The 22,978-nt window shown below is 60.6% G+C and carries 25 protein-coding genes; 7 read left to right on the top strand and 18 right to left on the bottom strand.

The window, feature by feature from the left end:
• Positions 1-12 precede the first annotated feature (12 nt).
• On the top strand, positions 13-639 hold the full coding sequence (locus SynBIOSE41_RS12455; RefSeq protein WP_066905714.1) for a TIGR04282 family arsenosugar biosynthesis glycosyltransferase: 627 nt from the start codon (positions 13-15) through the stop codon (positions 637-639).
• A complete protein-coding gene (locus tag SynBIOSE41_RS12460) occupies positions 636-1,361 on the top strand; it encodes a TIGR04283 family arsenosugar biosynthesis glycosyltransferase (RefSeq protein WP_186538138.1) in 726 nt (241 codons plus the stop codon). The genes SynBIOSE41_RS12455 and SynBIOSE41_RS12460 overlap by 4 nt, the downstream gene beginning before the upstream one ends.
• Here SynBIOSE41_RS12460 and SynBIOSE41_RS12465 read toward each other — a convergent pair.
• Positions 1,331-1,792 carry a GNAT family N-acetyltransferase gene (locus tag SynBIOSE41_RS12465; RefSeq protein WP_074159282.1) on the bottom strand — a complete coding sequence of 154 codons (462 nt, stop codon included), beginning with the start codon at positions 1,790-1,792 and terminating at the stop codon, positions 1,331-1,333. The two genes, SynBIOSE41_RS12460 and SynBIOSE41_RS12465, sit on opposite strands and share 31 nt — an antisense overlap.
• A 120-nt stretch (positions 1,793-1,912) precedes the next feature.
• On the opposite strand from SynBIOSE41_RS12465, the gene SynBIOSE41_RS12470 reads away from it, so the two are divergent.
• The gene (locus SynBIOSE41_RS12470) at positions 1,913-2,668 is read left to right on the top strand and encodes an alpha/beta fold hydrolase (protein WP_186538139.1); all 756 of its coding nucleotides are present in this window, start codon (positions 1,913-1,915) and stop codon (positions 2,666-2,668) included.
• Here the strand turns inward: SynBIOSE41_RS12470 and SynBIOSE41_RS12475 are convergent.
• Both SynBIOSE41_RS12475 and hisG read right to left on the bottom strand, forming a co-directional pair.
• Entirely contained in the window at positions 2,641-4,482 is a 1,842-nt protein-coding gene (locus tag SynBIOSE41_RS12475; protein WP_186538140.1) for an ABC transporter ATP-binding protein, read from the bottom strand. The two genes, SynBIOSE41_RS12470 and SynBIOSE41_RS12475, sit on opposite strands and share 28 nt — an antisense overlap.
• Positions 4,482-5,135, bottom strand: coding sequence for an ATP phosphoribosyltransferase (gene hisG, locus SynBIOSE41_RS12480; RefSeq protein WP_066905720.1), 654 nt, complete (start codon positions 5,133-5,135; stop codon positions 4,482-4,484). The genes SynBIOSE41_RS12475 and hisG overlap by 1 nt, the downstream gene beginning before the upstream one ends.
• Positions 5,136-5,164: 29 nt before the next feature.
• Between hisG and gloB the strand changes: the two genes are divergently transcribed.
• A complete protein-coding gene (gene gloB / locus SynBIOSE41_RS12485; protein ID WP_186538141.1) occupies positions 5,165-5,929 on the top strand; it encodes a hydroxyacylglutathione hydrolase in 765 nt (254 codons plus the stop codon).
• 7 nt (positions 5,930-5,936) lie between these two features.
• Here the strand turns inward: gloB and SynBIOSE41_RS12490 are convergent, their stop codons facing one another.
• Positions 5,937-7,016, bottom strand: a complete 1,080-nt coding sequence (locus tag SynBIOSE41_RS12490) for an ABC transporter ATP-binding protein (RefSeq protein WP_255475755.1) — start codon at positions 7,014-7,016, stop codon at positions 5,937-5,939.
• Between the two features lie 43 nt (positions 7,017-7,059).
• Between SynBIOSE41_RS12490 and SynBIOSE41_RS12495 the strand changes: the two genes are divergently transcribed.
• Together SynBIOSE41_RS12495 and SynBIOSE41_RS12500 are read left to right on the top strand one after the other, a co-directional pair.
• Positions 7,060-7,458: a Rid family detoxifying hydrolase gene (locus SynBIOSE41_RS12495; protein ID WP_186538143.1), complete on the top strand. Its 399-nt coding sequence runs from the start codon at positions 7,060-7,062 to the stop codon at positions 7,456-7,458.
• A gap of 47 nt (positions 7,459-7,505) precedes the next feature.
• Positions 7,506-7,733, top strand: a complete 228-nt coding sequence (locus SynBIOSE41_RS12500; RefSeq protein WP_066906102.1) for a DUF3136 domain-containing protein — start codon at positions 7,506-7,508, stop codon at positions 7,731-7,733.
• Positions 7,734-7,774: 41 nt separating this feature from the next.
• Here SynBIOSE41_RS12500 and cbbX read toward each other — a convergent pair whose 3' ends face one another.
• From cbbX to SynBIOSE41_RS12570, 13 genes are all read right to left on the bottom strand, one after another.
• Positions 7,775-8,683, bottom strand: a complete 909-nt coding sequence (cbbX, locus tag SynBIOSE41_RS12505) for a CbbX protein (RefSeq protein ID WP_186538144.1) — start codon at positions 8,681-8,683, stop codon at positions 7,775-7,777.
• Positions 8,667-8,918 (bottom strand): 4a-hydroxytetrahydrobiopterin dehydratase, encoded by a 252-nt coding sequence (locus SynBIOSE41_RS12510; RefSeq protein ID WP_186541189.1) that lies wholly within the window; start codon positions 8,916-8,918, stop codon positions 8,667-8,669. The genes cbbX and SynBIOSE41_RS12510 overlap by 17 nt, the downstream gene beginning before the upstream one ends.
• 26 nt (positions 8,919-8,944) lie before the next feature.
• A complete protein-coding gene (locus SynBIOSE41_RS12515) occupies positions 8,945-10,084 on the bottom strand; it encodes a CO2 hydration protein (protein ID WP_066905731.1) in 1,140 nt (379 codons plus the stop codon).
• The gene (locus SynBIOSE41_RS12520; RefSeq protein WP_186541191.1) at positions 10,081-11,604 is read right to left on the bottom strand and encodes an NADH-quinone oxidoreductase subunit M; all 1,524 of its coding nucleotides are present in this window, start codon (positions 11,602-11,604) and stop codon (positions 10,081-10,083) included. The genes SynBIOSE41_RS12515 and SynBIOSE41_RS12520 overlap by 4 nt, the downstream gene beginning before the upstream one ends.
• A gap of 4 nt (positions 11,605-11,608) precedes the next feature.
• Positions 11,609-13,453 carry an NAD(P)H-quinone oxidoreductase subunit F gene (locus SynBIOSE41_RS12525; RefSeq protein WP_186538145.1) on the bottom strand — a complete coding sequence of 615 codons (1,845 nt, stop codon included), beginning with the start codon at positions 13,451-13,453 and terminating at the stop codon, positions 11,609-11,611.
• A gap of 81 nt (positions 13,454-13,534) precedes the next feature.
• Entirely contained in the window at positions 13,535-14,185 is a 651-nt protein-coding gene (locus SynBIOSE41_RS18265; RefSeq protein WP_304623146.1) for a BMC domain-containing protein, read from the bottom strand.
• A 44-nt stretch (positions 14,186-14,229) separates the two neighbouring features.
• On the bottom strand, positions 14,230-14,481 hold the full coding sequence (locus SynBIOSE41_RS12540) for a carboxysome peptide B (protein ID WP_066905739.1): 252 nt from the start codon (positions 14,479-14,481) through the stop codon (positions 14,230-14,232).
• Complete coding sequence (locus tag SynBIOSE41_RS12545) at positions 14,481-14,807, bottom strand: carboxysome peptide A (protein WP_066905741.1); 327 nt, start codon at positions 14,805-14,807, stop codon at positions 14,481-14,483. Before SynBIOSE41_RS12545 ends, SynBIOSE41_RS12540 begins: the two co-directional genes overlap by 1 nt.
• 2 nt (positions 14,808-14,809) lie before the next feature.
• Positions 14,810-16,573 (bottom strand): carboxysome shell carbonic anhydrase, encoded by a 1,764-nt coding sequence (locus tag SynBIOSE41_RS12550; protein ID WP_186538147.1) that lies wholly within the window; start codon positions 16,571-16,573, stop codon positions 14,810-14,812.
• A gap of 7 nt (positions 16,574-16,580) precedes the next feature.
• Complete coding sequence (locus tag SynBIOSE41_RS12555) at positions 16,581-18,902, bottom strand: CsoS2 family carboxysome shell protein (protein ID WP_186538148.1); 2,322 nt, start codon at positions 18,900-18,902, stop codon at positions 16,581-16,583.
• A 99-nt stretch (positions 18,903-19,001) separates the two neighbouring features.
• Positions 19,002-19,343 (bottom strand): ribulose bisphosphate carboxylase small subunit, encoded by a 342-nt coding sequence (locus SynBIOSE41_RS12560; protein WP_066905746.1) that lies wholly within the window; start codon positions 19,341-19,343, stop codon positions 19,002-19,004.
• 59 nt (positions 19,344-19,402) lie between these two features.
• Positions 19,403-20,818: a form I ribulose bisphosphate carboxylase large subunit gene (locus SynBIOSE41_RS12565; RefSeq protein ID WP_066905748.1), complete on the bottom strand. Its 1,416-nt coding sequence runs from the start codon at positions 20,816-20,818 to the stop codon at positions 19,403-19,405.
• A 71-nt stretch (positions 20,819-20,889) separates the two neighbouring features.
• Positions 20,890-21,201: a BMC domain-containing protein gene (locus tag SynBIOSE41_RS12570; RefSeq protein WP_006169870.1), complete on the bottom strand. Its 312-nt coding sequence runs from the start codon at positions 21,199-21,201 to the stop codon at positions 20,890-20,892.
• 320 nt (positions 21,202-21,521) lie between these two features.
• Here SynBIOSE41_RS12570 and SynBIOSE41_RS12575 point away from each other — a divergent pair, with 320 nt between their 5' ends.
• Positions 21,522-22,127 (top strand): non-canonical purine NTP pyrophosphatase, encoded by a 606-nt coding sequence (locus SynBIOSE41_RS12575; RefSeq protein ID WP_186538149.1) that lies wholly within the window; start codon positions 21,522-21,524, stop codon positions 22,125-22,127.
• A 4-nt stretch (positions 22,128-22,131) separates the two neighbouring features.
• Here SynBIOSE41_RS12575 and SynBIOSE41_RS12580 read toward each other — a convergent pair whose 3' ends face one another.
• Entirely contained in the window at positions 22,132-22,917 is a 786-nt protein-coding gene (locus SynBIOSE41_RS12580; RefSeq protein WP_186538150.1) for a BMC domain-containing protein, read from the bottom strand.
• Positions 22,918-22,978 lie beyond the last annotated feature (61 nt).

The raw sequence follows: 22,978 nt of genomic DNA on the forward strand, positions 1-22,978 counted from the left end.
CGGGCTGATCCGATGAGCAAGCCCATTCTGGTGGTGATGACCCGCTGGCCTGCCAGCGGGCGCTGCAAACGTCGCCTTGCAAGCACGCTTGGTTGCGCGCAAGCGGCAGGGATACAGGCTCGGCTGATCAGTCACACCCTGGCGGTGGCCCAAGATCTCGCCAGGGATGGCACGCTGCGGCTGCACATCGCCGTCAGCGGTGCTGGACCTCGAGCCAGGCGCCGCTGGCTGGCCTCAGTTCCTGAAGCCAGCATCAGCACACAGGGGCGAGGAGACCTTGGCAACCGCATGCGCAGGGAGGTGCTGCGGGCACGTTCGGTTGATCGCACTGCTCCGGTCATCCTGATCGGCACGGATCTCCCCGACCTGGCTGCAAGAGATCTGATCAGGGCACTCGAGCTCCTGCGCCACTCACCACTGGTGATCGGACCGTCACGGGATGGTGGCTACTGGCTGTTCGGTCTTGGAGCAACGGCACCGGGAGCACCGCGCTGGCCCTTTCATTCGATCCCGTGGGGTGGCGACCAGGTCTTCCTCCTCACCTGGCAGCGAGCCTGCGAGCGCGGTCTGGCACCCGCACAGCTCGACGCGCGCAATGACATCGACCAACTCGAGGATCTGGAGGCATGGTTGGCATGAACAGATCAGCGACGCTGAGTGTGGTGATTCCCTGCCTCAATGAGGCAGCACGGCTGCCATTGCTGCTGGCCGACCTGCAGCGCTGTGGGAGCGAACTGGAGATCCTGCTGGCCGATGGGGGCAGCAGCGATGCCACGCCGGAGATTGCGAGCCTGACAGGTGCTCAGCTGATCACGGTTCATCCCTGTGGCCGTGGCCGTCAATTGCGTGCCGCAGCGGCTCAGGCAGGTGGCGAATGGTTGCTGTTCCTGCATGCGGACAGTCGTCTGCCCCTTCAATGGTTCAGTTCGGTCAGCCCGCTGCTGCAAACCTCTGCTGCAGCCGCTGCAGCCTGGTATTTCGATTTTCAAATCAACCCCTCCACTGCGGCGCGACGTCTGCTCGAGCAAGCCGTGGCTTTGCGCAGCCGCTGGCTGCAGCGTCCCTACGGCGATCAGGGACTGTTGCTGCATCGCGAGCTTTATGACCGTTGCGGCGGCTTTGCCGAGCTGCCGCTGATGGAGGATCTGGATCTCGTGGAGCGCCTGAGCTGCATCGCTGATCTCAGGCGCATCGGCCTGCCTCTGACCACCGATGGCCGTCGCTGGCAGAGCGACGGTGTGTTGCGTCGCAGCTGGCGCAATGCACGACTGCGCAGGCGCTGGAAACAGGGCGAGTCCGCGGAGCGGCTAGCCGAGGCTTACTACGGAACTCAGTTGGCGTACCAGAAGCCACAGCGGTGACCGTTGGGCTCAAGGTCCCAACCCAGGCGTTTGTAGAAGGGCAGGACCCCTGGATCGGCGAACAACGTGGCGCGTTCAGTCCCGAGTGCTCGCAGAGCATCGAGGATGTAATCCATCAGCTGACTGCCGAGCCCCGAGCCCTGATACAGGGGGTGAACAGCAACATCCCAGATGGTCGCCTCGAGCACCCCATCGCCTGTACAGCGTGCGAAGCCCACAAGGCGTGGGATCCTGGCATCGTGACGCCAGAGACCGACTCGAATCAGGCTGTTATCGAGAGCCTTGCGAACCCGTCGTACAGGTCGCCGGCTCCAGCCCACCGCCTCGAGCAGCTGCTCCAGCTCCACCAAATCAAACGGACGATGCTGGCTGAACACCAGAGTGAGCTGGCTGGCAGGGGTCGCACACAGCTTCGCCTGATCGCCGTACATCACTTGCAGTGTCTCTGGCGTTAGGGAAGGGTCGTCGATCACTGACGATGCTGCAGTGTCACGATCCTGGCGCACGGAAGGCGCAGAGGACGGCAAGGTGGATGGGCAAGTTCTGCGCCGATGCCTGCGAATCAACTGCTGATTGCTGTACATGGGTGGCTTTTGAGCAAGCAGGTCTGGTCGCCTTTCGCCGCATGCTGGAAAGAGCGACACCCAGAGATCGAGCTGTGGTGCCCTGATCTGCCCGGCTTCGGGGATGCGGAGCGCCCCTCAGGACTGCTTCCCAACCTGTCGGCCTACGGCCGCTGGCTGGCGGAGGAAGCCGTTTACAGGGCAGAGGGGCGACCGTTCGTGCTGTTGGGCCACTCCCTTGGCGGCAGTGTGGTCCTGCATGCCGAAGCACATCTGCGACAACAGCAACAGCCAGGATTGATGGGCGTTGTTCTGCTGGCAGCTGGAGGAGGGATCTATCAGCCGCGACCGTTTCGTCGACTGCGCAGCTTCGGGAAGCTGATTCTGGAGCTGCGTCCCGATGCCCTTGCCCAGCTACCGGCTCCCATAGGAGCGCTGGGACCGTTCAAGGCCGAGCGGCGGGCGGCCCGCGGACTGCTGGTCAACAGCACCAGCCGGGGCGCGGTTCGGGATCTGCCTGGATTGGTGGCGAATCTGGGAGTCGAAAGCCTCTGGATCAGTGGAGACAACGATCAGGTGATGGAGCCTGGCTACGTGCGCCATCTTGCGGCGTACAGCCCTGGTCACGACTACCGCCAAATCAATGGGTGTGGCCATCTGCCCATGCGAGAAAAGCCCGAGGTTCTGAGCGACATCCTCTCCAGCTGGGTTGAGGATCAGAGCTTGGCAAGGCCCCGTTCCTGAAGCTCGGCGAGTTCGGCGTAGAGACCGCCTTGCGCACGCAATTGCAGGTGGGTTCCCTGCTCAATCAAACGACCACGTCGCAAAACGAGAATCCGATCCGCTGCTTCAACGGTGGCTAGACGGTGAGCAATCACCACGGCGGTTCGTCGTTCCAACAAGCGGTCGAGATCACTCTGCAGGGTTGCTTCAGTGGAAGGATCCATGAAGGCGGTGGCCTCGTCCATCACGAGGACATTGGGATTGCGGATCGCCACGCGGGCAACCGCGAGCAGCTGGCGTTCACCGGAGCTGAGGTTGCCCCCACGCTCTCGCAGTTCTGTGTCCAGCCCCTGAGGAAGCCTCCCAAGCAAGGAGTTGAGGCCGAGATTCCTACAAACCTCCTTGAGCTGCTTGTCATCGATTTCCTGATCGAGACGAAGGTTGTCGCCGACGCTGCCACTGAACAGAAAGGTGTCCTGCAGAACCACCCCTAGCTGGCGACGGAGATCTGGCAGAGAGAGGCTGCGGATGTCGCGTCCATCGAGAAGAATGCGTCCCTGCTGAGGTTCATAGAGCCTGCAAAGCAACCGGATCACGGTGGTCTTTCCTGAACCGGTGGGGCCCACCAGAGCCACATGTTCACCGGGAGCAAGCCTGAAGCTCAGATCCTGAAGAATCGGCTCATCAGCTCGATAGGCGAAGTGAACGCCTTCAAACACCACTTCACCGCGCGACGAGGGCATCACCTGAAGCGAAGCGGACAACCCCTCAGCTTCGGATTCCTGCGTTTTGGCAGGGCCCGCAAGAGTGTGATCCCGGATTTCCAGTGGCTCCTCGAGCAGTTCTCCGATGCGCTCAACAGCGGTCAAACCACCCTGAATCTGAGTGAAACGCTCGGCCATCTGCCGCAGTGGATCAAACAGTCTTTGCGAAAAAAGAATGAACGTTGTGAGGATGCCCAGCCCCATTGCCCCGGAGGTGACCATCCAGCCCCCCAGAGCGAGCACAATCGCCACCGCACCAAGGGAAACCCACTCCAGAAATGCGGAGATGCTGCTGTCAAACAAAATCGTTCCATTCACCGCCTCGCGATAAGCCAGGCCGGTTCGTTGGAAACGGGCTCCGTTGAGGGCCTCACGACGGAACATCTGAACCACGTCCAGACCCTGCAGATTTTCCTGAAAATCTGCGTTCAGCTGTGAAAGTTCCTCACGCACCCGGTAGTTCGCTTTGCGGTAGCGCGCCTGCAGCCAGAGCACAACCAGGGTCACAGGAACCTGGGACACGAGCAGCAGAAGCCCGAGTCGCCATTCGATCAGCAACATGGCCACCGCGATCACGGTGAGCGTGACCAGATCGCTCAACACACCAACAGCCCCGCTGCCGAACACCTCAGCCAATGCATCGACATCACTGGTGAGACGCGTGAGCAACTTGCCCACAGGCATGCGGTCATGGAACCGCAGGGAGAGATCCATCGCATGGGCGAAGAGATCACGACGAATTCTGGCCGTGAGTCGCTGTCCCACCGATTGGATGTTGTAGGTCTGCACTCCTGTCAGAGCCAGACGCACCAGCACGGAAACCAGTAATGCCGCAATGATCAGCCGGATCGCCAACGTGCTGTCCAGCGGCTGAAGAATTGGAGCGACGGCCTCATTGGTGACTCCCGACATGGTGCGCAGAATCGAGATGGCCTGACCGACAAGCAGCGGCTGGATCGCGCCGGCGAGCGCAACCGGAATCAGCAGAACCAGGGTGAGCAAGAGACGACGACGGTCGCGTCCGAGGTAACGCCCCAGCCGACTGATGCGCTGAAAATCGGAACCGGCCATCAGGTCGTGCTCACGAGCTCCCTCCTGGGAGCATCCATCGCTTCGATGACCTGTTGCAGCTCTCCCTGATCCAAACGCAGCGAAAGCGGATGGCCCACAAGTCGGGCGGTGGTGTGGAAGAGGTCCTCAATCGCCACCAGACCGTTGTCTTTGAGGGTTCGCCCTGTGGCGACCAGATCCACAATCGCTTCGGCGATCCCCGTGATCGGACCGAGCTCCACGGATCCGGTGAGATGCACCAGCTCAACGGGAAGATCGATCGAATCGAAATACTGTCGGGCACAGCGGGTGAATTTGCTGGCCACCCGGCAATGGGGAGGAAGGTCGGTGGCCCTTCGATAACCGCTGCTGGACTTCACGGCGACGGACATGCGGCAGCCGCCGAAACCGAGATCGACCAGATGCGCAACAGGCATCTGGTGCTCACGCAACACGTCGTACCCGACCACTCCAAGCTGGGCCTGTCCGTAAGCGACGTAAACCGGCACATCTCCGTTTCGGACCAGTAGAGCTCTGGCGCGGCCGCATACCGAAGGAACCATCAGCTGACGGTTGTCGGGATCGAGCACGGCCGAAAAATCGAGACCGGCAAGCCTGAACCGTTCCACGGAGTCCCGCAGCAGAGCGCCCTTGGCCAGTGCAACGGTGATCATGGAAGCTTGCATCGCTCAAAACTTTAACGATGGGTCACGCCTGTCAGAGCGACGGAATCGAGCCGCTTCCGGTCCTGGAGGACAACATCGTCTGGATCTGGGCAAGGGGCCAGGACGCTGTGGTGGTCGATCCCTCCGTAGCCGAACCCGTGGCCGAGTGGCTGGTGGAGCGACAGCTGACCCTCAGGGCCGTTCTTCAGACCCATCACCATGCGGACCACATCGGCGGCACTCCCGATCTGTTGCGTCAGTGGCCGACAGCCGCGGTGATCGCGGCCGCCGCCGACCGGACAAGGATTCCCTTCCAGACGGTTTCGATTGAGCCGGACATGCAGCTGGAACTGCTGGGACAACCTGTCACGGTGATCGATGTGAAAGCGCACACCAGGGCACATCTGGCTTTTGTACTGCCTCAGGGCAGCTCCACGGACCATCCCACACCTGTGCTGTTCTGCGGAGACACCCTCTTCGGCGCAGGCTGTGGGCGTCTGATGGAAGGATCACCCGAGGACATGCATCTGGCCCTGCAGCGTTTTGAGGATCTTCCTGACGAGACCCTCGTGCACTGCGCTCACGAATACACCGAGGCGAACCTGCGCTGGGCCCACGCCCTCAGACCGGATGACCAGGCCATTGCTGAACGCCTGAACAGCGTCAGTGAACTGCGCAGACGTGGTGGCCTCTCCCTGCCCAGCACCATGGGAGAGGAGCGCCGCACCAACCTTTTCCTGAAAGCCTGCTCGGTGCAGGAGCTGCGGGACCTGAGGCTGCACAAGGACAGCTGGAGAGGCTGATCAGCGCTCAGCTGGCACGGCTCAGCAGTGCACGACGCTGCGGATGCAGCAGAACGGACGACCCGGGCTGCAAACGCAGACGGCAGGTCTGACCACGCTGGTAGTCCTCGGTAAGAGGTCTCAGCAGTCGCAACTGACGGTCACCGCTCCTCACCCGGTACATCCAGCTGTGACCAAGGAACTCCCGACCCACCACTTCATCTTTCCCCTCGGAATCCTCGTGAAGTGTGATCGCTTCGGGCGCGACCAGAATCGTTGCCTCCTCGGGCAGGGAATCGGCCTGGAGATCACCGGGTCTCTCAAGGTCACCCAGGGGACAGCGCAGGCAGCCACCGGCGGCATCGTTCCAGACGGGCAGAACGTTGCGCTGCAGCACGAAGCTGCCCACGAAGGGCGTCGCAGGTGACTCCACCAGCTCCTTCGGACTGGCGCACTGATGCAGAAGCCCATCGCGCAGCACAGCCACCCGACTGCAGATCGCCAGGGCCTCCTCAGGGTCATGGGTGACCAGAACACCGCTGGCGTTGCAGGCACTGAGAACGGATGGAAGTTCACTGCGCAGGCGCAGACGCACCTCCACATCAAGGTTGGAGAAGGGTTCATCAAGCAGCACCACTGACGGTGCCGGCGCGAGGGCTCTTGCCAGAGCCAGACGTTGACGCTGTCCCCCTGAAAGTTCGTGGGGATAGCGCGCCCTCAACTCCTCCAGGCCCAGCAGCTCCAGCAGCCAGGCCGCCCGAGAACTGTCCTGCCCGCGGCGAAGACCGAAACAGGTGTTGTCCCAGGCATTCAGATGGGGGAACAGGGCATAGTCCTGGAATACCATGCCCACTCCCCGGCGTTCAGCTGCCACCGAGAGCTGGGGGCTGGCCACCTCGCAGCCATGAAGGCGGATGCTGCCTCGGGTGGGGCGCTCGAAACCGGCGATCAGCCTCAGCAGTGTTGTCTTGCCGCAACCGGAGGGCCCCAGCAAACCCACCAGTTCTCCACTCTGCAGTCCGAGGTTGATGTCCTGGAGAGTCCAGTTAGCACCTGAAGTCACATAGCTGTGCCACAGACCGTCGATCTCGACCGGAAGGGACTCCATCGACACGAAGCGCGAAAATGCAGCCCCATTGTGATGCCCTTTCATGACGACCACCACCCATCAGGCGGTCACCACCGCTGAGGCTCCGGCTCCGGTGGGGCCTTACAACCAGGCTGTCCAGGCTGGAGGATGGCTTTATTGTTCAGGCCAGATACCACTGGACCCCGCCACGGGTGAGATGGTGGGCGGCGGCGATGTGGAAGCAGAAACCAGGCAGGTGCTGCGCAATCTGCAAGCCGTGCTCAGCGCTGCCGGAACTGAGGCCGCCAAAGTGGTTCGCACAACGGTGTACCTGGTTGATCTCGCCGACTTTCTGGCGGTCAATGCGATTTATGCCGAAATGTTCGGCAGCGGAGTGAGCCCTGCCAGGGCCTGCGTTCAGGTGGCTGCTCTGCCCAAGGGCTCGAAGGTGGAGATCGACTGCATTGCCTGGTTGGGATGAAGCGATCCCACGGTTTCATAGGTTAAGAGATGCACCGAGCGACCTTCATGGCCCAGGCCAAGCTGACCATCGGCGAACTGGAAGCGGGCTATCCCTTGTATTGCAAGGCATTACGACGGCTTCTCAAGGAGGGGCGTGAGGTGAAGGACATTGAAAAAACAGTTTGCTGGGGCCATCTGGAGACCCTGAACCGCTGCCTGCCTGGTCGCTACAAGGCGCCCTCTTACCTGATGGCGCTGATCCGACGCGACCTGGAGCAGCCCAGCCCCGGGTAGGCCTTGCTTCGGCAAGCCGTGCAGAGCAGCGCTTCTTTGGCTCAGTCGGTCAGCGGCTTAGAAGGATCGGTTTCCTCCACTTCCCCCTGGAAGACACGGCTGGCGAATACATCTGCTGCTTCGATGGTGATCAGAGCTTCACGACTGAGAGGTTGACCGCGACTTGAGAACAAGCGGTTGGCATGGCGCAGACGCAGACGATCGAGGGCGTTGCGAATGGAGCGTGCATTGGCGAAGAAAGGCAATTGACGCCGCCTGCTGATGTAGCTCTCAAACGCTGCAACCGCTGCGTCACTGAATCGATACTGCTGTTGTTCCAGCAACAGTTCGGCGATCGCCATCAATTCACTCTGGCTGTAATCAGGGAAATCGATGTGATGAGCAACCCTTGAGGACAGTCCAGGATTGGATTGATAAAAAGCTGTCATCCGATCCTTGTAACCAGCAAAGATCACCACAAGATCATTGCGCTGACTCTCCATCTCCTGAAGAAGGATCTCAATCGCTTCAGCTCCATAATCTCGCTCGTTTCCCGGTTTGTAGAGGTAATAAGCCTCATCTATGAACAGCACGCCTCCCTGGGCGCGTTTGATCATCTCTTTGGTTTTCGGGGCCGTATGCCCCACATATTGACCAACAAGGTCATCCCTGGTGACGGTGATCACTTGACCTTTACGCAGATAGCCGAGGCGATGAAGAATCTGCGAAATCTTCTGCGCAACAGTTGTTTTCCCAGTTCCTGGCTGACCGGTGAACGACATATGCAGACTGGGAGCTTTGCTCACCAAATCCAGGGACTGCCGGGCCTGATCCACCAGCAGCAAAGCGGCGATCTCACGGATTCTGGTTTTGACTGGGCGTAAACCGATCAGCTCTGTGTCCAGGTTCTTGAGAACCTCTCCGACTCCCGAAGCAACAAAGCTGGCTTCAAGATCAATCGATGAGTCCATCAATCGCCGCGGCGAAGGCATGGTCTGAATCGGTGAGGATCGAATCCTCCGCGTCCTCATCCGGGCGCAAGGTGATGTTCACATAGTTTTTCCCAAAGCTGATGTCGGGATAGCGCTTGCGTACTTCACTGAACTCACCGAGACGATCAAGAAAATCACGGGTGGAGCTGTAGCTGTCGAACTCGAATCGCTTCTCAAGACAGACCGGTCGCTTGCGTTCATTCCAAGGTTCCATCGACAACCTCGAGACCTCTCCGAAACCTAAAGGAGAGCCCCCCTCTGACAGCCCATCAGGCGCTCGGACCAGGATGACGCATAAGCGTGGTTAGCCGCCTGCTGCTCTGGGTCCTGGGTATCGAGAGGATTGGGCATCGTTCCGGCAATCGCCGCGTTGGTGACACAGAACATCGACTTCTGAAAGCTGATGCAGATCTGAACATGGGCATCCGCCTGGGCCCGACCATGACGGTCGTACCAGCGGCTGAGCTCCTCGGGAAGATTCCGGTACATGTCCGACATGCACAGACTGGGAGGAATTCCAGCTCCCATGCTCGGCACAGGATCTGCGTAAAGAGCGCCGTATTTGAACAGACTCTGGTCGGCAGCGATCTGACGGGCCTGAGCGTTGTAGGACACCGTTCCCAGAAATGGCATGCCCCGAAAGAACACGGCCTCCACATAGGGGACGGCAACATCAACAAGGAAGGTGAGGCCGGCTTCCGGAGGGAGAACCCAGACGGACTCTCCGCCCACCATGACCTCGTAGGTGATGGGATTACCTGCGGCCGTCACCAGACCATCACGGATGTGGTGAACCACATCCAGAACGCAGGCCACTTCCCCGATGCGATAGCGGCGTGCAAGATCGATGAAAATGTCACTCATCACTCGCCAGAACAGGCCGAGGGCATAGATCGTCGTCATCGACCTGATCGCCTCCGGTGCAAATCCCGGATAAAGGGTGTTGACCAAACGCAGAAGCGGATCCCGCTTGGAGCGCAGGGCGATCACACGGCGGCATACATCCTGAAAAGGCTCTGAATCGAAATAGGCATCCATCCCACCGGTGCCATGCCAGAACATCGCCTTCTGGCAGTACTCGGCATATTCAAAATTGATGCGATCACCCATCAGGTGTTCCCAAAGTCGTTTGGGGGTGAATCCTTCATGAAAGAAGCGAAACACCGGAAACGGGTTGAGAAGCTGTGTCTTGCCCTGATAAACAAGATTGCAGCTGTAAGCATCGAGCACGAGCCCGTAGCTCTCAAGCACATTGACCACCTGCAAAAGATGATCCGGTGTGTCAGCAAGCAGCGGGGTATCCGAGAGCAGACGCCTTATCAACTCCTCCTGATCGGGAAGCGTGGGTTCGGTGGCTTGAGGTCGGGAGGTGGTGGTCATGAAAGTCCTCCAGGCTGAACCAATGTGGCGAGTTCACTGAGCTGAGCGGTCGCTGGCTGGCTCAGGCCCACAAGCAGATTGGGCACGACACCAAGCAGAAGGATCAGCAAAGACATCGAAAGTGCGGGGATCTGCTGAGCGAAGGGCACCTGATTCAGAATTTTGGGATTCTGATTGGCGCCTGGAGCCACGGCAAGACGACCGAAGAAGGCACGGTTGACCAGCAGCAGGAAATACACAGCCGTGAGACCTGAACCGACCATGGACAGCAGGGTGGCCACAGGGAACATCTCGAAACTGCCCTTGAACACCAGGAACTCTGAAATGAAACCGGCCATGCCGGGGATGCCTGCGCTGGCCATCACGCCGATGATCATCAGTGTGCCGGTGAGTGGGAGGCCACGCTGAGGATTCAGCAGCCCCCTCAGCACATTCAAATCACGAGTACCGGTGCGCTCATACACGACTCCAACTGCAAGGAAAAGAACCGCAGAGATCAAACCGTGACTGACCATCTGGAACAGCGCGCCGATTAATGCAAGGGGTGTGGCCGCAGCGGCGGCCAGCAGCACATAGCCCATATGGCCCACGGAGCTGTAGGCCACCATCCGCTTCATGTCGGTCTGGGCGATGGCTGCCAGGGATCCATACAACACCGAAACGGCAGCCCAGCCGGCCAGCCAAGGAGCAGCCACGGACCACGCCTCCGGAAAGAGACCGAGACAGAACCGCAGCAGGCCGTAGGTGCCCAGCTTGAGCAACACCCCGGCCAGCAAGACGGAAACAGGCGTGGAAGCCTCGGTATGTGCGTCGGGAAGCCAGGTATGGAATGGAAAGAGAGGAATTTTGATCCCGAAGCCGATCAGCAGACAGGTCATCAGCACCAGCTGACTGGCCAGTCCCATCTGAGCCGTGAGGATCGGCCGGATTCCGAAATCAACGCTCCCAGTGACCAAGGCGATCCCCAGGAAGGCCGCCAGAATCAGCACGCCAGACACGGCGGTGACGATCAGAAACTTGGTGGAGGCATAAGCCCTGTTGGCGCCACCCCAGATAGCGATGAGCAGCCAGAGAGGGATCAGTTCCAGTTCATAGAACAGGAAGAAGAGCAGAAGGTTCTGAGCAAGAAAGGCTCCATTCACCGCTCCACTGATCACCAGCAGAAGGGCGAAATAGACGCGGGGGCGATTCTCAACGGAGCGCGAAGCAGCGGCTGCCACGAGGCAGAGCACCCCATTCATCAGAACAAGCGGGAGCGACAGACCATCAACTCCGAGGCTGAATTCAAGGCCCATCTGCGGAAGCCAGGGAAGAATCTCCACCAGTTGCTGGCCCGGCTCGACAGCCGAAAAGGGGATCAGCAGAGCAAAACTGAGCAGGCACTGGATCGCGAGAGTGACCAGGGTGAAGGTGCGACTGCGACCGATACTCTCGGAATTGTCGGAGTTATCTGCACCTGGCAGAACACAGATGAGGAGTGCACCGAGAAAGGGGATCAGGAGAAGAATCGTCAGCATGATGACCTCACTGCAGAACCCAGCTCAAAGACATGAGCAGCAGCACGATGGCGCCGATCACAGTGAGCACATACGACTGGGTCTGACCACTGATGCTCAGCTTCAGGCCTTCGGCACTCGACAGGGAGAAGCGTGCCAGACCATGCAGCACGCCATCAACGACATTGCGGTCAAACCAGCCGGCGAGCTGAGAGAAGGTGGCCACCACATTGACGATTGTGACTCTGTAGAAACGCTCGGTGTAGAAGTCGTAGGCGAGCAGATCCTGAAACCAGCGAAGAATCGGATTGAGTGAGCGTGACCAGGCTTTGTTGAGTGGAACAAGAGCCCCAGCAAGCAAACCGGCAACACCACTGGAGACCACCAGAGCAGCGGCCCAGAAAGGGAAGGCCAGCAGACCATCGAGCGATTCCAGACGGATCAGCAGGAACGGAGTCAGCACCACGATCACGGTGAGCGCCACCATCGGCAGTGCCATCTGCCAGTTGACCTCCGCCGCCCGGCGGGTCTTGGCGAGCGACGGACCAAGGAACACCAGGCGGAACACCCTGGTGAGATTCAACGCTGTGAGGGCATTGGTGATCAGGAACACCGGCACGAACACCACCGCTCTTGCCCCGACCAGCTCGACAGCCTGTGCCAGGCAGAGGAATCCTCCAAGTGGAAGCAACCCGACCAGCCCGGCTCCACCGACCAGAAAAGAGCCTGTGGTGGCTGGCATGCGACTGCCCAGTCCGCCGAGCTCGGTGATGTCCTGACAGTTGGTCGAGGCGATCACCCCCCCCACACTCATCGACAGAAGAGCCTTCGAAACGGCATGGGCATAGAGCAGCAGCAGTGCCAGCACGGGCACCTGCAGAGAAATGGCGATGAACACCAGACCGAGATAAGCCGTCGTGGAGTACGACAGCGTGCGCTTGATATCAACCTGGGCGATCGAGACCAAGGACCCGCCGATGGCACTGATGGTGCCGATCACCTGAAGCACCACCAGGGTGACCGGCGCGTGCTGCAGCAAGGGCATGACCTTCAGCAGCACGATTGCACCACAGGTCACAACAACGGAATTGCGCAGAATCGATGCAGGGTTGGGGCCTTCCATGGCCTCGTCTAGCCAGAGGTGCATGGGGAACTGGGCACATTTACCGGTTGGACCAGCGACCAGTCCCAGACCCAGAAGCGTCGCAGCCAACGGCGTAAGAGTGTCCTGGGCCGACCAGCTGTAAAGGTCATCAAAGCCCGTGACTCCTGACCAGGCGGTGAGAGCCACCACACTCATCAACAGCATTACGTCACCGACGCGTTTGGTCAGAAAGGCGTCGCGGGCGGCGGTGACCACCAGCGGCTGGGCATACCAGAAGCCCACCAGCAGATAGGTAGACAGGGTGAGCATCTCCAGAAGGAAATAGCTCTGAAACAGGGAATCGCTCAGCACAACTCCCGACATGGCGCCTTCAAAGAAGCCGAGCAGGGCAAAGAAACGAGCCAGGGCCCATTCCTTATCGAGGTACCCCAGCGAATAGATCTGGGAGAGAAGGCTCAGGCCAGTGATCAGCTCAAGAGCGGAAACATTGGTGAGCGAAAGGCTGAAGCTGATCTCAAGATTGAGATCACCCACAGTGAGCCAGGGCATGCCGATCACGGCAGGACCATTGGCCATGACATCCCTGAGCACAAGACTGCCGTGAACCACGGCCAGCAGCGTCAGCAGGATGTTCAGATACGCCGGAGGACGATGGGCATCCCTACGGAACCAGCCGAAGGCCCATGGCAGGGAAACCAGCATCCCGGCGAATCCATAGAGCGGAATCAACCAGGCGGTCTGAAGTGGCAGCGAAAGAGCTGTAGTCAAAAGCAACGAGACCTGAAGGGCCGTTGTGGTGCGTGTTGGCCGCGGAATCTAGTCCGAAATGATGCACGCGGACGTTATTGATCAACTGCGCCGTCGCACATTGGTAGGCACGAGTGCAGGCTCAACCTCCTGGTGGGGCCGGGCAATGATATGCGCCGCAACAAGGCCGTCACCGACCCGCTCACAGGCATCGGCGCCGGCACGCACAGCAGCGTTCACAGCACCGGTCTCACCGCGAACCATCACAGTGACGTAGCCACCACCGACATATTCACGGCTGACCAGTTGCACTTCGGCGGCCTTGGTCATGGCGTCAGCAGCCTCGATGGCCGGCACCATGCCACGGGTTTCGATCATGCCGAGGGCGATTCCCTTCACGGAAGGTTCAGGAGCAGACGTGAGGGACTTGGAGGCGCGACCGGACCCTGACGAGCCTGAAGAGGATGAGGCGCGACGGCTGCTGCCGCCCCTTGCGGCCAAAGATCGGCTGGCCCCGGACCGTGCTGGGGTGCTGCGACGGGTGGTTGTGGAGCGGCGGCTGGCGACGGGAGTCACATCCACCGTTGCCGAAGAGGCTGCGGAATCAGAGCTGGCCGCGACGGTTTCGGATGCAGTGCCAGTGCTTTTCTTCGCCCCCGTGGACACCTGGCCGGAGGCCTTTGCAGGCGCTGATGTCGTTGATGCTGCAGCGGCGGATGCGGAGGAGCGACGACGGGGAGCTGGGCTGGCCATGGGAAGAGATGAGAAGGATGGGGTGAAGGACGGAAAGCGGTCAGTTACCCATCCGGCATCCAGTGGTCGATGATTCCACCGATCGTCAGATCCGTGAGAACAGTGCTGTTGGGACAGGCAAATCGCGCTGCCGAGCCACTGGCGGTGAACACCCAGTTGCCCTCCCTTGCTCCGACAGGATCAACGGCAACGAGCTTTTTGCCTTTGTTGTTCCTGAGAACACGCAGATGCATGTGATCCAGCCCCGCGACGCGATAGGAGCAGACAAGGGTTCCCATGACCTGCATGATCTCCATCAGGAGGCCTCTCCAGGTTTGGGGGTTGGGGAGGGATTGGAGGTCGCAGGAGCGGAGGGCACTGATGACGACGCCTTGGGTGGATCGACTTCCCAGTGGTCAATGATTCCCACGATGGTGAGATCACTGGGGTAGGACTTACTGCCCGCCGCCTCGCGCGCAGCGGAGCTGCCCACAACGATCACCCAGTCGCCGGGCTTGGCCCCGACTGCATCCACCGCCACTTTCTTGGTGCTGCCGTCCAGCACCACCTGGAGATGCTTGTGCTCGAAATCCGGAATCCGGTTGGTTGAGACGAGCGGCTTCAGGACCTTGACAATCAGCATGGTCAGTGAGCCTCCTGCTGGACGGGATCGAGTGTGGAACCTACTGCCAACGCCGGGTGTGGCTGGTCACGGTCGCGAATGGTCAGAAGGGTGTGAAGAAGACCGTCATTGACGAGCGTCGAATAACGCTCATCGATGGCCTTCTGGATTCGCTGACAATCGGCGATGGCGCGATCCCTGGCACCGGGAACCTTGCCCGAGTAGTCAAAGCGCACGACAACCGGAATCGGCAGATCGCGAGCCACATTGAGGCCCTTGAAGATTTTCACACCCACATCAAGATCCGGCGCTCCCTGCTCAACGGTGTCGAGATGGGCGAAATAGGTGAGGTTGCGAAGGTGCACCTCCTTGAAGCCGATGCCGACCCCGATGAAACGCTCCGCATGCCCGGCATCCGGGTAGGGACCGTGATGCAGCGAGCGGACATAATCCTGCTGGGAGATGTTGCTGACAAGCAGCCGTGTGATGAACCTGACCATGCCCTCATCGGGAGCAGAAGACACATGGGTCTGCACAGCGGCCTGGACGGCATCCCTCGCCTGCTGCACCGTCAGCGGGGAGGTGCTTTCGTACAGCGCCCGGGCACAGAGCCACTGATCCAGAAGGATCTCACCGTTGTGATCGGGAACATGAACCCGGATGGCATCGGTGTCGGTGTCCAGGCCGACCAGGAGCAGGTCAACCGAAGCGCCACAACAGAAGCTGTTCTCAACCGCTTCACGGAAGTCATGCAGACGCTGCAGACCCGAAGCAGCCGCCAGTGAGTCATCACTTCCGTGCGCAGCACAGCCCTGATGCGTCGGATCGAGGGAACTGAAGTGGTACGCCACCACCTTCAGATAGCGCGTCGGAGCATGCGCTTCATTGGGAACCTGCTCGCGGAAACGGCGATGCTCGGTCTTGATCCAGCGATTGACGGTGTTCTCAACATCGAACATGGCGCCGGCATGCGAGCGACGGCGCACGGCGCTGAAGGGAATGCGCAGGGCGTAGGCGATGGTGTGCGCCAGCCGGCCGTCAGCGCAGGGAGTCACATCAAGCAGATGGAATCCGCAGTCGAGAAGGAACGCATTGAACTCCTCCGAGGCCTGACTGCCTGATGCCGCCTCCAGGGGATCGTCCTGGAAAAAACGCTCACTGAACAGCTGATGCGACTGAAACACACACCAGGCGAACAGGGCTCTCATGTCCAGGGGTCTCACCCAGGACTTCTCCAGGATGTGATCGGGAAGGTCAAACCCAAGCTCGGAGCGGGCAAGGCGCTGAGCCTGTGCCAGAAAGTCAGGTTCATGCTGAAGAGCCGACACCCGCTTCAGCAGGGGCACGATCCGGTCGAAGCGACCTTTGACGTCAAGCTCGTAATCCCTGAGCCGGTCGTTGGCCGCCTGATCGGTCAGTGGATGGGTGTCCACCGACCAGGGAAGTGAGGTTCTGCTGAGGTTGACGGCAACAGCGTTTCCGGACTCTCCACGCTTGAGCCTGGCTTGCTTCAGGGGTTTGGGGCGACGGCGATCCGCCTGAGAGCGGATGCGACTTCCGGAAACGGCTCCAGCGTTTGGAAGAGCCGCCTTTCCTGATGCAGCCAATGCCTGGCGACGCTGCAAAGTGGTTTGCCGCGTTGTGCTGCCGAGCAGTGAGCTGGATTCCGCTGGATTGCTGACTTCAGGAGCGGGGGCCCGCTGAGCAAGCGATTCCTGGAGCTGGCGCCGGGTTGGAGCAGTGGGCGCAAGAGGTCGCCCGCCACGGGGAGGCATGGAGCGAACCATTCGCGAATCAGCCCCTTGCGCCGCCGGAGACGGTGATCAATGAGCCTTTTTCGGTGTTGCCGTGGGAACCGGTCACCCGGCAGACCGGCCACTCGGCCTGCTCGTTGCGCTTGCGCTCGAACGGAGCCATGGCACCCATGGGACCGGGACGGCTGGGATTGCGACGGCGGGCTGAAGCACCTTCGGTTCCGGTGACATGCTCACCACGGTCCCAGTCATCACCGGTGACCTTGGTGGAGGAACCCTCACCGGTGACGCGGGAGGAGGGTTGATCAGCCGGTTCACTGACAACAGCCACGGTGGGCTGGAACTGGCGACGCTGGAAGTCACGGTTATCGAACAGGAACTGCTCCGTTCCTGTCACCTTGCCGCCGGCCATGTCGAAGGGCCCGGTGATGCGGTTGCCCTGTTCATAGGAGGTTCCGGTGACGGAACCCTGGGCATCACGCTGCTGCTGAGCGGCACGCGCCGGTGACATCACGCTGAAACGGGTCCATGCGGCACCGTCTGGGGATTGTCCGTGGGTATCGGTTCCGGCAGGGGCATCGGCACCACAGGCCGCTGCGAGCTGATCGGCGCCCACATAAGGAGTTCCGGTGACCGCTTCGCAGGCACCACGCTTGTCACCAGTCATCACACCACCGACACCGGGCTGGATGCCGGTCATGGCTGCGGAGGGAGTACCGGGACGCACAGGCGTGCGCTCGCGGATCGCCTGAACAGCTGGGGTTCCACAATGCTGACCGGCCTGTTCGAGACCTGCATAGGGCGTGCCGGTCACGGCCTGACAGCTGCCGGGCTCATCTCCGGTCACACGCTCGGAGCGACCGGTTCGGGTGCCACTGACGACCTGGTTGCGATTGGTGATGCTGAAGCCGACCTTGGCCGCTTCAGGATCAGGATTCGTGCCGCAGAAGCCGTTGACCTGCTCGGTGCTGATGTACTGGTCACCGGTGACGCGATGACAGGACCCGAACTCGTCGCCGGTCACCTGGGAGGAGCGACCAACCAGGGTGCCGGTGACACCGGTCCCTGAGAGGGTGGCGGACAGGCCGACCTTGGTCGCAGGCCGACCATCGGGAAGAGGGTCGGAACCGAGATACTGATCACCGGTGAGACTGCGACTGGCACCTGCTTCGTCGCCGGTGACACTGGCGGAACGACCCACCATCACACCACTCACCGGGCGGCCTTCAAGAGTGAGGCTGTGGCCGACCTTGCGCGGTGATGGGTTGGAGCCGCCGCAATAGGCTGCAGCCTGATTGGCGGAAATGTATTCCGTGCCGGTCACGCTCTTGCAGGTACCAGGCTCATCACCGGTGACCTTGCCCGACCGACCGACTTCGTTGCCGGTCACCCGGTTGCCGTGACTGGTGGAGGTGACACGAACCTTGGCTGGGGTGGTGGGCTCCGGAGCCTGTTGGCAGAAGGTCTGGAAGACCTCAGCTCCGAGGTACTCGGTGCCGGTGATCGAGCGGCAGGTGCTGGCTTCGTTGCCGGTGGTCTTGACCGAGCGGTTGGCCTGGGTGCCGGTCACGGTCTGACCGGTGGTTGTGTTGCTTTCACCAACTTTCCAGTGCGCATCAGCAGCAGCGGCCTGCTTTGCGCCATGGCGATTGGGGCCGCAAGGGCGGGTGACACCGGCGTTCTGCTTGCTGATGGCACCGGCTTTGGCCCGCAGCTCGCGCACCTGTTGAGCAATCTCCCGGCTGGAGAGATCGGGGTTGGCCTGACGCGCAACCGCAGCAGCACTGGTGGGCTGCTTGCCTGCGGTTTTGCCATGTTTCGACATGGCTTCACGACGCGCCAGCACCAGGGCCCGGCTGGGATTTTCGATCGAGCGCCTCTTGGGAGCGGTTTTGCGTCGCTCGAGACCAGATCGGCCTGCACCGGAGCGAGGAGTCAGCTCAACAGTGACGGCGGGACGTTCGACTTTTTCAGGAGCAGCAACCGGTGCAGCGACGGGAGCTTCTCGAGCTACATCAGCACGGTTGCGATCCCGACTGGAAGACGCAGACTTGCCTCGACGGGAGAGGGCTTCACGGCGGGAGAGCACCAGTTCGCGGCTGGGATGACGCTGCGCTTTCCCCTGGGGGCTGCGAGAGGGAGCCGCGGTTCGGGTCAGCGAGACCGGGGATTGCGCAACGCTGGCCACAGGAGCTGAGGTCGCAGGCTGAACCGCGTTTGTGGCATCGGTGCGAGTTGGACGGGCATCACTGGCCGACCTGATCCGATTATTTCCACCGAGGGCAGCGGACGCTTTCTTCCCCGAGGTGGTCAGCGCTCTGCGGCGCTCAAGTGCGAGTTCTCGACTGGAAAGTCTTGCCATGTCCGCCCGGTGAAGTCGTCAAAGAGCTGGGGGCGCTGCCCCCGTTAAAAACTGGAGCCCTGAACAGAAATCAGGGCTCGGAACCAAGGGTTCGAAGGATCAGCGTCCTTCGAAAACCACGAAGCAGGCACCCTGGCTCTGGGTGTAGGCGTCGTAACCGACGATGCGCACGTGGTGGTCGGGGTAGGCGCGATGGCAGGCCTCGAGCTCACTCACGACAACATTGAGATCCTTCTCGCCAAAGAAGGGAAGCTTCCAATAGGACCAGTAGGTGGCCATGGAGTTGCTGGGATGGACATGCTCGATGAGCGGGCTCCAGCCCTGGGCGATGATGTAAGCGATCTGGTCGTAGATCTCGTCCTGGGTCATCGGCGGAAGAAAGCCGAAGGTCTCCAGGGTGGCGACTGTTTTGTAGTCACCCACGGTGCTCTGGAAAGGCATGGGGATCCTGGGTGTAAGTAAAAGGTGTGGCCGGTCGCTGAAACCGGCCGGGGTTGTGATCAGCTCTGAACGTCGAGCTTGTCGACGGTGTCGAACTCGAACTTGATCTCCTTCCAGGTCTCGAGGGCGATGGCCAGCTCAGGGCTGTGCTTGCCTGCTTCCAGGAGGATGTCGCGGCTTTCCTTCTCGATCTCGCGACCGGCATTGCGTGCCTTGACGCAGGCTTCGAGAGCCACGCGGTTGGCAGCTGCACCTGCAGCGGAGCCCCAGGGGTGTCCGTGAGTACCACCACCGAACTGCAGAACAGAGTCGTCACCGAAGATCGCCACGAGTGCGGGCATGTGCCACACGTGGATGCCACCGGAAGCAACGGCGAACACGCCGGGCATTGAGCCCCAGTCCTGGTCGAAGAAATTGCCGCGGCTGCGGTCTTCAGGCACGAAGGATTCGCGCAGCTGGTCGATGTAGCCGAGGGTGGTCTGACGATCACCTTCCAGCTTTCCGACAACAGTGCCGGTGTGGAGCTGGTCACCACCGGACAGACGCAGACACTTGGCGAGAACGCGGAAGTGGATGCCGTGCTTGGGATGACGGTCAATCACCGCGTGCATGGCGCGGTGGATGTGAAGCAGCATGCCGTTCTTGCGGCACCACTTCGACAGACCGGTGTTGGCAGTGAAGCCACCGGTGATGAAGTCGTGCATGATGATCGGCATTCCGAGTTCCTTGGCGAACTCGGCGCGCTCGTACATCTCCTCGGGAGTGTTGGCGGTCACGTTCAGATAGTGACCCTTGCGCTCACCGGTCTCCTGCTCGGACAGCTTGATGGCTTCCGCAACGAATTCGAAGCGGTTCTGCCAGCGCTGGAAGGGCTGGGAGTTGATGTTTTCGTCGTCCTTGGTGAAGTCCAGACCACCGCGCAGGCACTCGTAGACAACACGGCCATAGTTCTTGCCGCTCAGGCCGAGTTTCGGCTTGATCGTGCAGCCCAGCAGAGGACGCCCGTACTTGTTCATCCGGTCGCGCTCGACGCAGATACCGTTCGGGGGGCCGTAGCAGCTCTTGATGAAGGCGATCGGGAAGCGGATGTCCTCCAGACGCAGGTGGCGAAGAGCCTTGAAACCGAACACGTTGCCGACCAGAGAGGTCAGAACGTTGGTGATGGAGCCTTCCTCGAACAGGTCGAGGGGATAGGCGATGAAGGCATAGAAGGATTCCTTGTCACCAGGAACATCTTCGATGCGATAGCAGCGGCCCTTGTAGAACTCGAGATCGGTGAGGAGCTCGGACCACACGGTGGACCAGGTGCCGGTGGAGGATTCGGCAGCCACAGCAGCGGCGACCTCTTCCTTGGGCACACCTTCCTGGCCGGTGCACTTGAAGCAGGCCAGCAGGTCGGTGTCTAGGGGGACGTAATCAGGAGTCCAGTAAGTGTCTCTGTACTCCTTTACCCCGGCGTCGTACTTCTTGCTCATAAGAAAACTCCGTTAAGTCGTTGAAGGCGCGTGAGTTGATGGAACCTCGAATTTCAGAGGCTCAGCCCGTCTCAGTCCTTCTGACCAAGGAAGTTGCCGTTGCCCAGTGCAGGCTCCACTTCGCGGTGGGGGCGGGCAATGATGTGAGCGGCAACGAGGCCGTCGCCAACGCGCTCACAGGCATCGGCGCCAGCACGCACAGCAGCGTTCACAGCGCCGGTTTCGCCGCGCACCAGAACGGTGACATAACCGCCACCGACGAACTCACGACCGATCAGACGCACTTCGGCAGCCTTGGTCATGGCGTCAGCCGCTTCGATCGCTGGAACGAGGCCGCGTGTCTCGATCATGCCGAGAGCGATGCCCATGGTTTCGTTTGCCATTACCTACCGGGAATAGGGGGGGGATGTTCGCCGATGAGACTGCTCTGCCAGAGGGCGACCCGTCAAGACCTAATACGCTTTCTCAGGATCACTGTCCGTAGTGAACCTGATAAGCGCTGCTGATCACCCTGTCAGGGACTGATCTAAAACGCTGTGCATCTCAGCGTCAGCGGGCCCACACAAGCGATGGCAGAACCGGGAAAGGTTCATAGCATTGCATTTGTATAACTGAAAATCCGGGCTTTCCGGGTGGGATGTTCAACCTGTTCAGGTCTCGGCTGAGGACAGAAGTTCAGAAGACTTACACCTGATCACACACAATGGTGCTCCCCATCCGGAGCCGCGCTTTGCGCACGCTGATCATCGCCAGCGGCAATCCTTACAAGGTGGCTGAGATTGAGTCGATGCTCGGGCCGATTGACCTGGATGTTCAGCGACAACCCGCCGATCTCGATGTCGAGGAGACAGGGAGCACATACTTTGAGAACGCTCGTCTCAAGGCCAGCGCCGCAGCGGCGAGAACAGGATGCTGGGCTCTTGCCGACGACTCCGGCCTTGAAGTTGATGCTCTCGACGGAGCTCCGGGTCTTTACACAGCGCGACTCGCCGCCAGCGATGCGGAGAAGCTGTCGAAGCTGATGCATGCAATGGCAGACGTTCCCTATCGGAGTGCTCGTTTCCGAAGTGCCATGGTGCTCTGCTCACCTGATGGTGAGTGCGATGAGCAGTCAGAGGGAATCTGCTGGGGTGAACTTCTCAGCCAACCCGCCTATGCGGGAGCTGGCATCGAATCCCTATTCTGGGTGCGAGAGGCCGGATGTAGTTACGGAGAGCTGAACCCTTCTCAGCTGTCGAAGCTGGGCAGCCGAGGCAAAGCCGCGCGTGCCCTGGCACCCGGGCTGCGCAGGAGGCTGCAGCTGGATTGAACGCTCAGCGCAGTGCAGCGCTGCGGTTCACGATTTCAATTGCACGCATGGCAGCGGCCGCAGCCTCCTCCACATCACCTTCACGTCCCGCCAGGGTGAGACGTCCAAAGGCTCCGACCGCCTTCACGTCGACAAGCGTGATATTTGAGGCCTTTTCCGCTTCATTCGCGGCAATCAGCACATAGCCGGCGGGTTCGGTCTCCAGGATGAACATGCTCATGCCCGCCTCGATCATCGAGCCACGGCGGTTCTGGCGATTGATCAGCACGGCATGATCAGGGGTGATCGCCCTGATCACTTCCGTCCAGCTCACTTCGGCGGGATTCCGCTGCTCGATGGAACTGCCGATGGCCTCCAGCACCACATCGCCGGAGTGAAGCACCGTGCTCTGATCCCTGTGGTATAGAGCCATGGAACCAAAGGCCCGCTCCACCACCATCTGACCGAGACGGACATTGCTGGCTTTGAGGGCAATGTCGGTGACACGATGCACGGCCATGCCTGGTGAAACCTCCATCCAGAGGCAGGCATCGCCGGGGATCGGCAGAAATCCCTGACTCACCGATCCCATGTATGCGGCGAGCTGTGGCTGCAGGGAATCGATGAAAACATGGGTGCGCAGCTCGATCGACTGCACATGGCTGTTACGCCGCTTCAGCCGTATCGATTCTGAATCGGTGGTGACCACGCAGCTTGCACCACTCGCGGAAGAGTTCACCTCCGTACCGGTGACGAGAGCGCTTCCGCCAACCCGCCGCTCCCTGGCGTCGAAGCCGGCGAAACGATTCATGGCGCGGATCTTACCGGAAGCCGATCGGGAAACAGTGCGCAAGCGCTTGCACTGCCCGAAA

It is taken from the genome of Synechococcus sp. BIOS-E4-1 (genome assembly GCF_014279995.1).
GTDB lineage: Bacteria > Cyanobacteriota > Cyanobacteriia > PCC-6307 > Cyanobiaceae > Synechococcus_C.

Coding starts and splice junctions, on each gene's coding strand:
- SynBIOSE41_RS12565 (WP_066905748.1), bottom strand. CDS start 20,818: ATGAGCAAGAAGTACGACGCCGGGGTAAAGGAGTACAGAGACACTTAC.
- SynBIOSE41_RS12470 (WP_186538139.1), top strand. CDS start 1,913: ATGCCTGCGAATCAACTGCTGATTGCTGTACATGGGTGGCTTTTGAGC.
- SynBIOSE41_RS18265 (WP_304623146.1), bottom strand. CDS start 14,185: ATGGCCAGCCCAGCTCCCCGTCGTCGCTCCTCCGCATCCGCCGCTGCA.
- SynBIOSE41_RS12455 (WP_066905714.1), top strand. CDS start 13: ATGAGCAAGCCCATTCTGGTGGTGATGACCCGCTGGCCTGCCAGCGGG.
- SynBIOSE41_RS12460 (WP_186538138.1), top strand. CDS start 636: ATGAACAGATCAGCGACGCTGAGTGTGGTGATTCCCTGCCTCAATGAG.
- SynBIOSE41_RS12515 (WP_066905731.1), bottom strand. CDS start 10,084: ATGACCACCACCTCCCGACCTCAAGCCACCGAACCCACGCTTCCCGAT.
- SynBIOSE41_RS12550 (WP_186538147.1), bottom strand. CDS start 16,573: ATGGTTCGCTCCATGCCTCCCCGTGGCGGGCGACCTCTTGCGCCCACT.
- SynBIOSE41_RS12465 (WP_074159282.1), bottom strand. CDS start 1,792: ATGTACGGCGATCAGGCGAAGCTGTGTGCGACCCCTGCCAGCCAGCTC.
- SynBIOSE41_RS12570 (WP_006169870.1), bottom strand. CDS start 21,201: ATGGCAAACGAAACCATGGGCATCGCTCTCGGCATGATCGAGACACGC.
- cbbX (WP_186538144.1), bottom strand. CDS start 8,683: ATGGACTCATCGATTGATCTTGAAGCCAGCTTTGTTGCTTCGGGAGTC.
- hisG (WP_066905720.1), bottom strand. CDS start 5,135: ATGATCACCGTTGCACTGGCCAAGGGCGCTCTGCTGCGGGACTCCGTG.
- gloB (WP_186538141.1), top strand. CDS start 5,165: ATGGGTCACGCCTGTCAGAGCGACGGAATCGAGCCGCTTCCGGTCCTG.
- SynBIOSE41_RS12580 (WP_186538150.1), bottom strand. CDS start 22,917: ATGAATCGTTTCGCCGGCTTCGACGCCAGGGAGCGGCGGGTTGGCGGA.
- SynBIOSE41_RS12490 (WP_255475755.1), bottom strand. CDS start 7,016: ATGGAGTCCCTTCCGGTCGAGATCGACGGTCTGTGGCACAGCTATGTG.
- SynBIOSE41_RS12545 (WP_066905741.1), bottom strand. CDS start 14,807: ATGCTGATTGTCAAGGTCCTGAAGCCGCTCGTCTCAACCAACCGGATT.
- SynBIOSE41_RS12475 (WP_186538140.1), bottom strand. CDS start 4,482: ATGGCCGGTTCCGATTTTCAGCGCATCAGTCGGCTGGGGCGTTACCTC.
- SynBIOSE41_RS12540 (WP_066905739.1), bottom strand. CDS start 14,481: ATGGAGATCATGCAGGTCATGGGAACCCTTGTCTGCTCCTATCGCGTC.
- SynBIOSE41_RS12510 (WP_186541189.1), bottom strand. CDS start 8,918: ATGGAACCTTGGAATGAACGCAAGCGACCGGTCTGTCTTGAGAAGCGA.
- SynBIOSE41_RS12555 (WP_186538148.1), bottom strand. CDS start 18,902: ATGGCAAGACTTTCCAGTCGAGAACTCGCACTTGAGCGCCGCAGAGCG.
- SynBIOSE41_RS12500 (WP_066906102.1), top strand. CDS start 7,506: ATGGCCCAGGCCAAGCTGACCATCGGCGAACTGGAAGCGGGCTATCCC.
- SynBIOSE41_RS12495 (WP_186538143.1), top strand. CDS start 7,060: ATGACGACCACCACCCATCAGGCGGTCACCACCGCTGAGGCTCCGGCT.
- SynBIOSE41_RS12560 (WP_066905746.1), bottom strand. CDS start 19,343: ATGCCTTTCCAGAGCACCGTGGGTGACTACAAAACAGTCGCCACCCTG.
- SynBIOSE41_RS12575 (WP_186538149.1), top strand. CDS start 21,522: ATGGTGCTCCCCATCCGGAGCCGCGCTTTGCGCACGCTGATCATCGCC.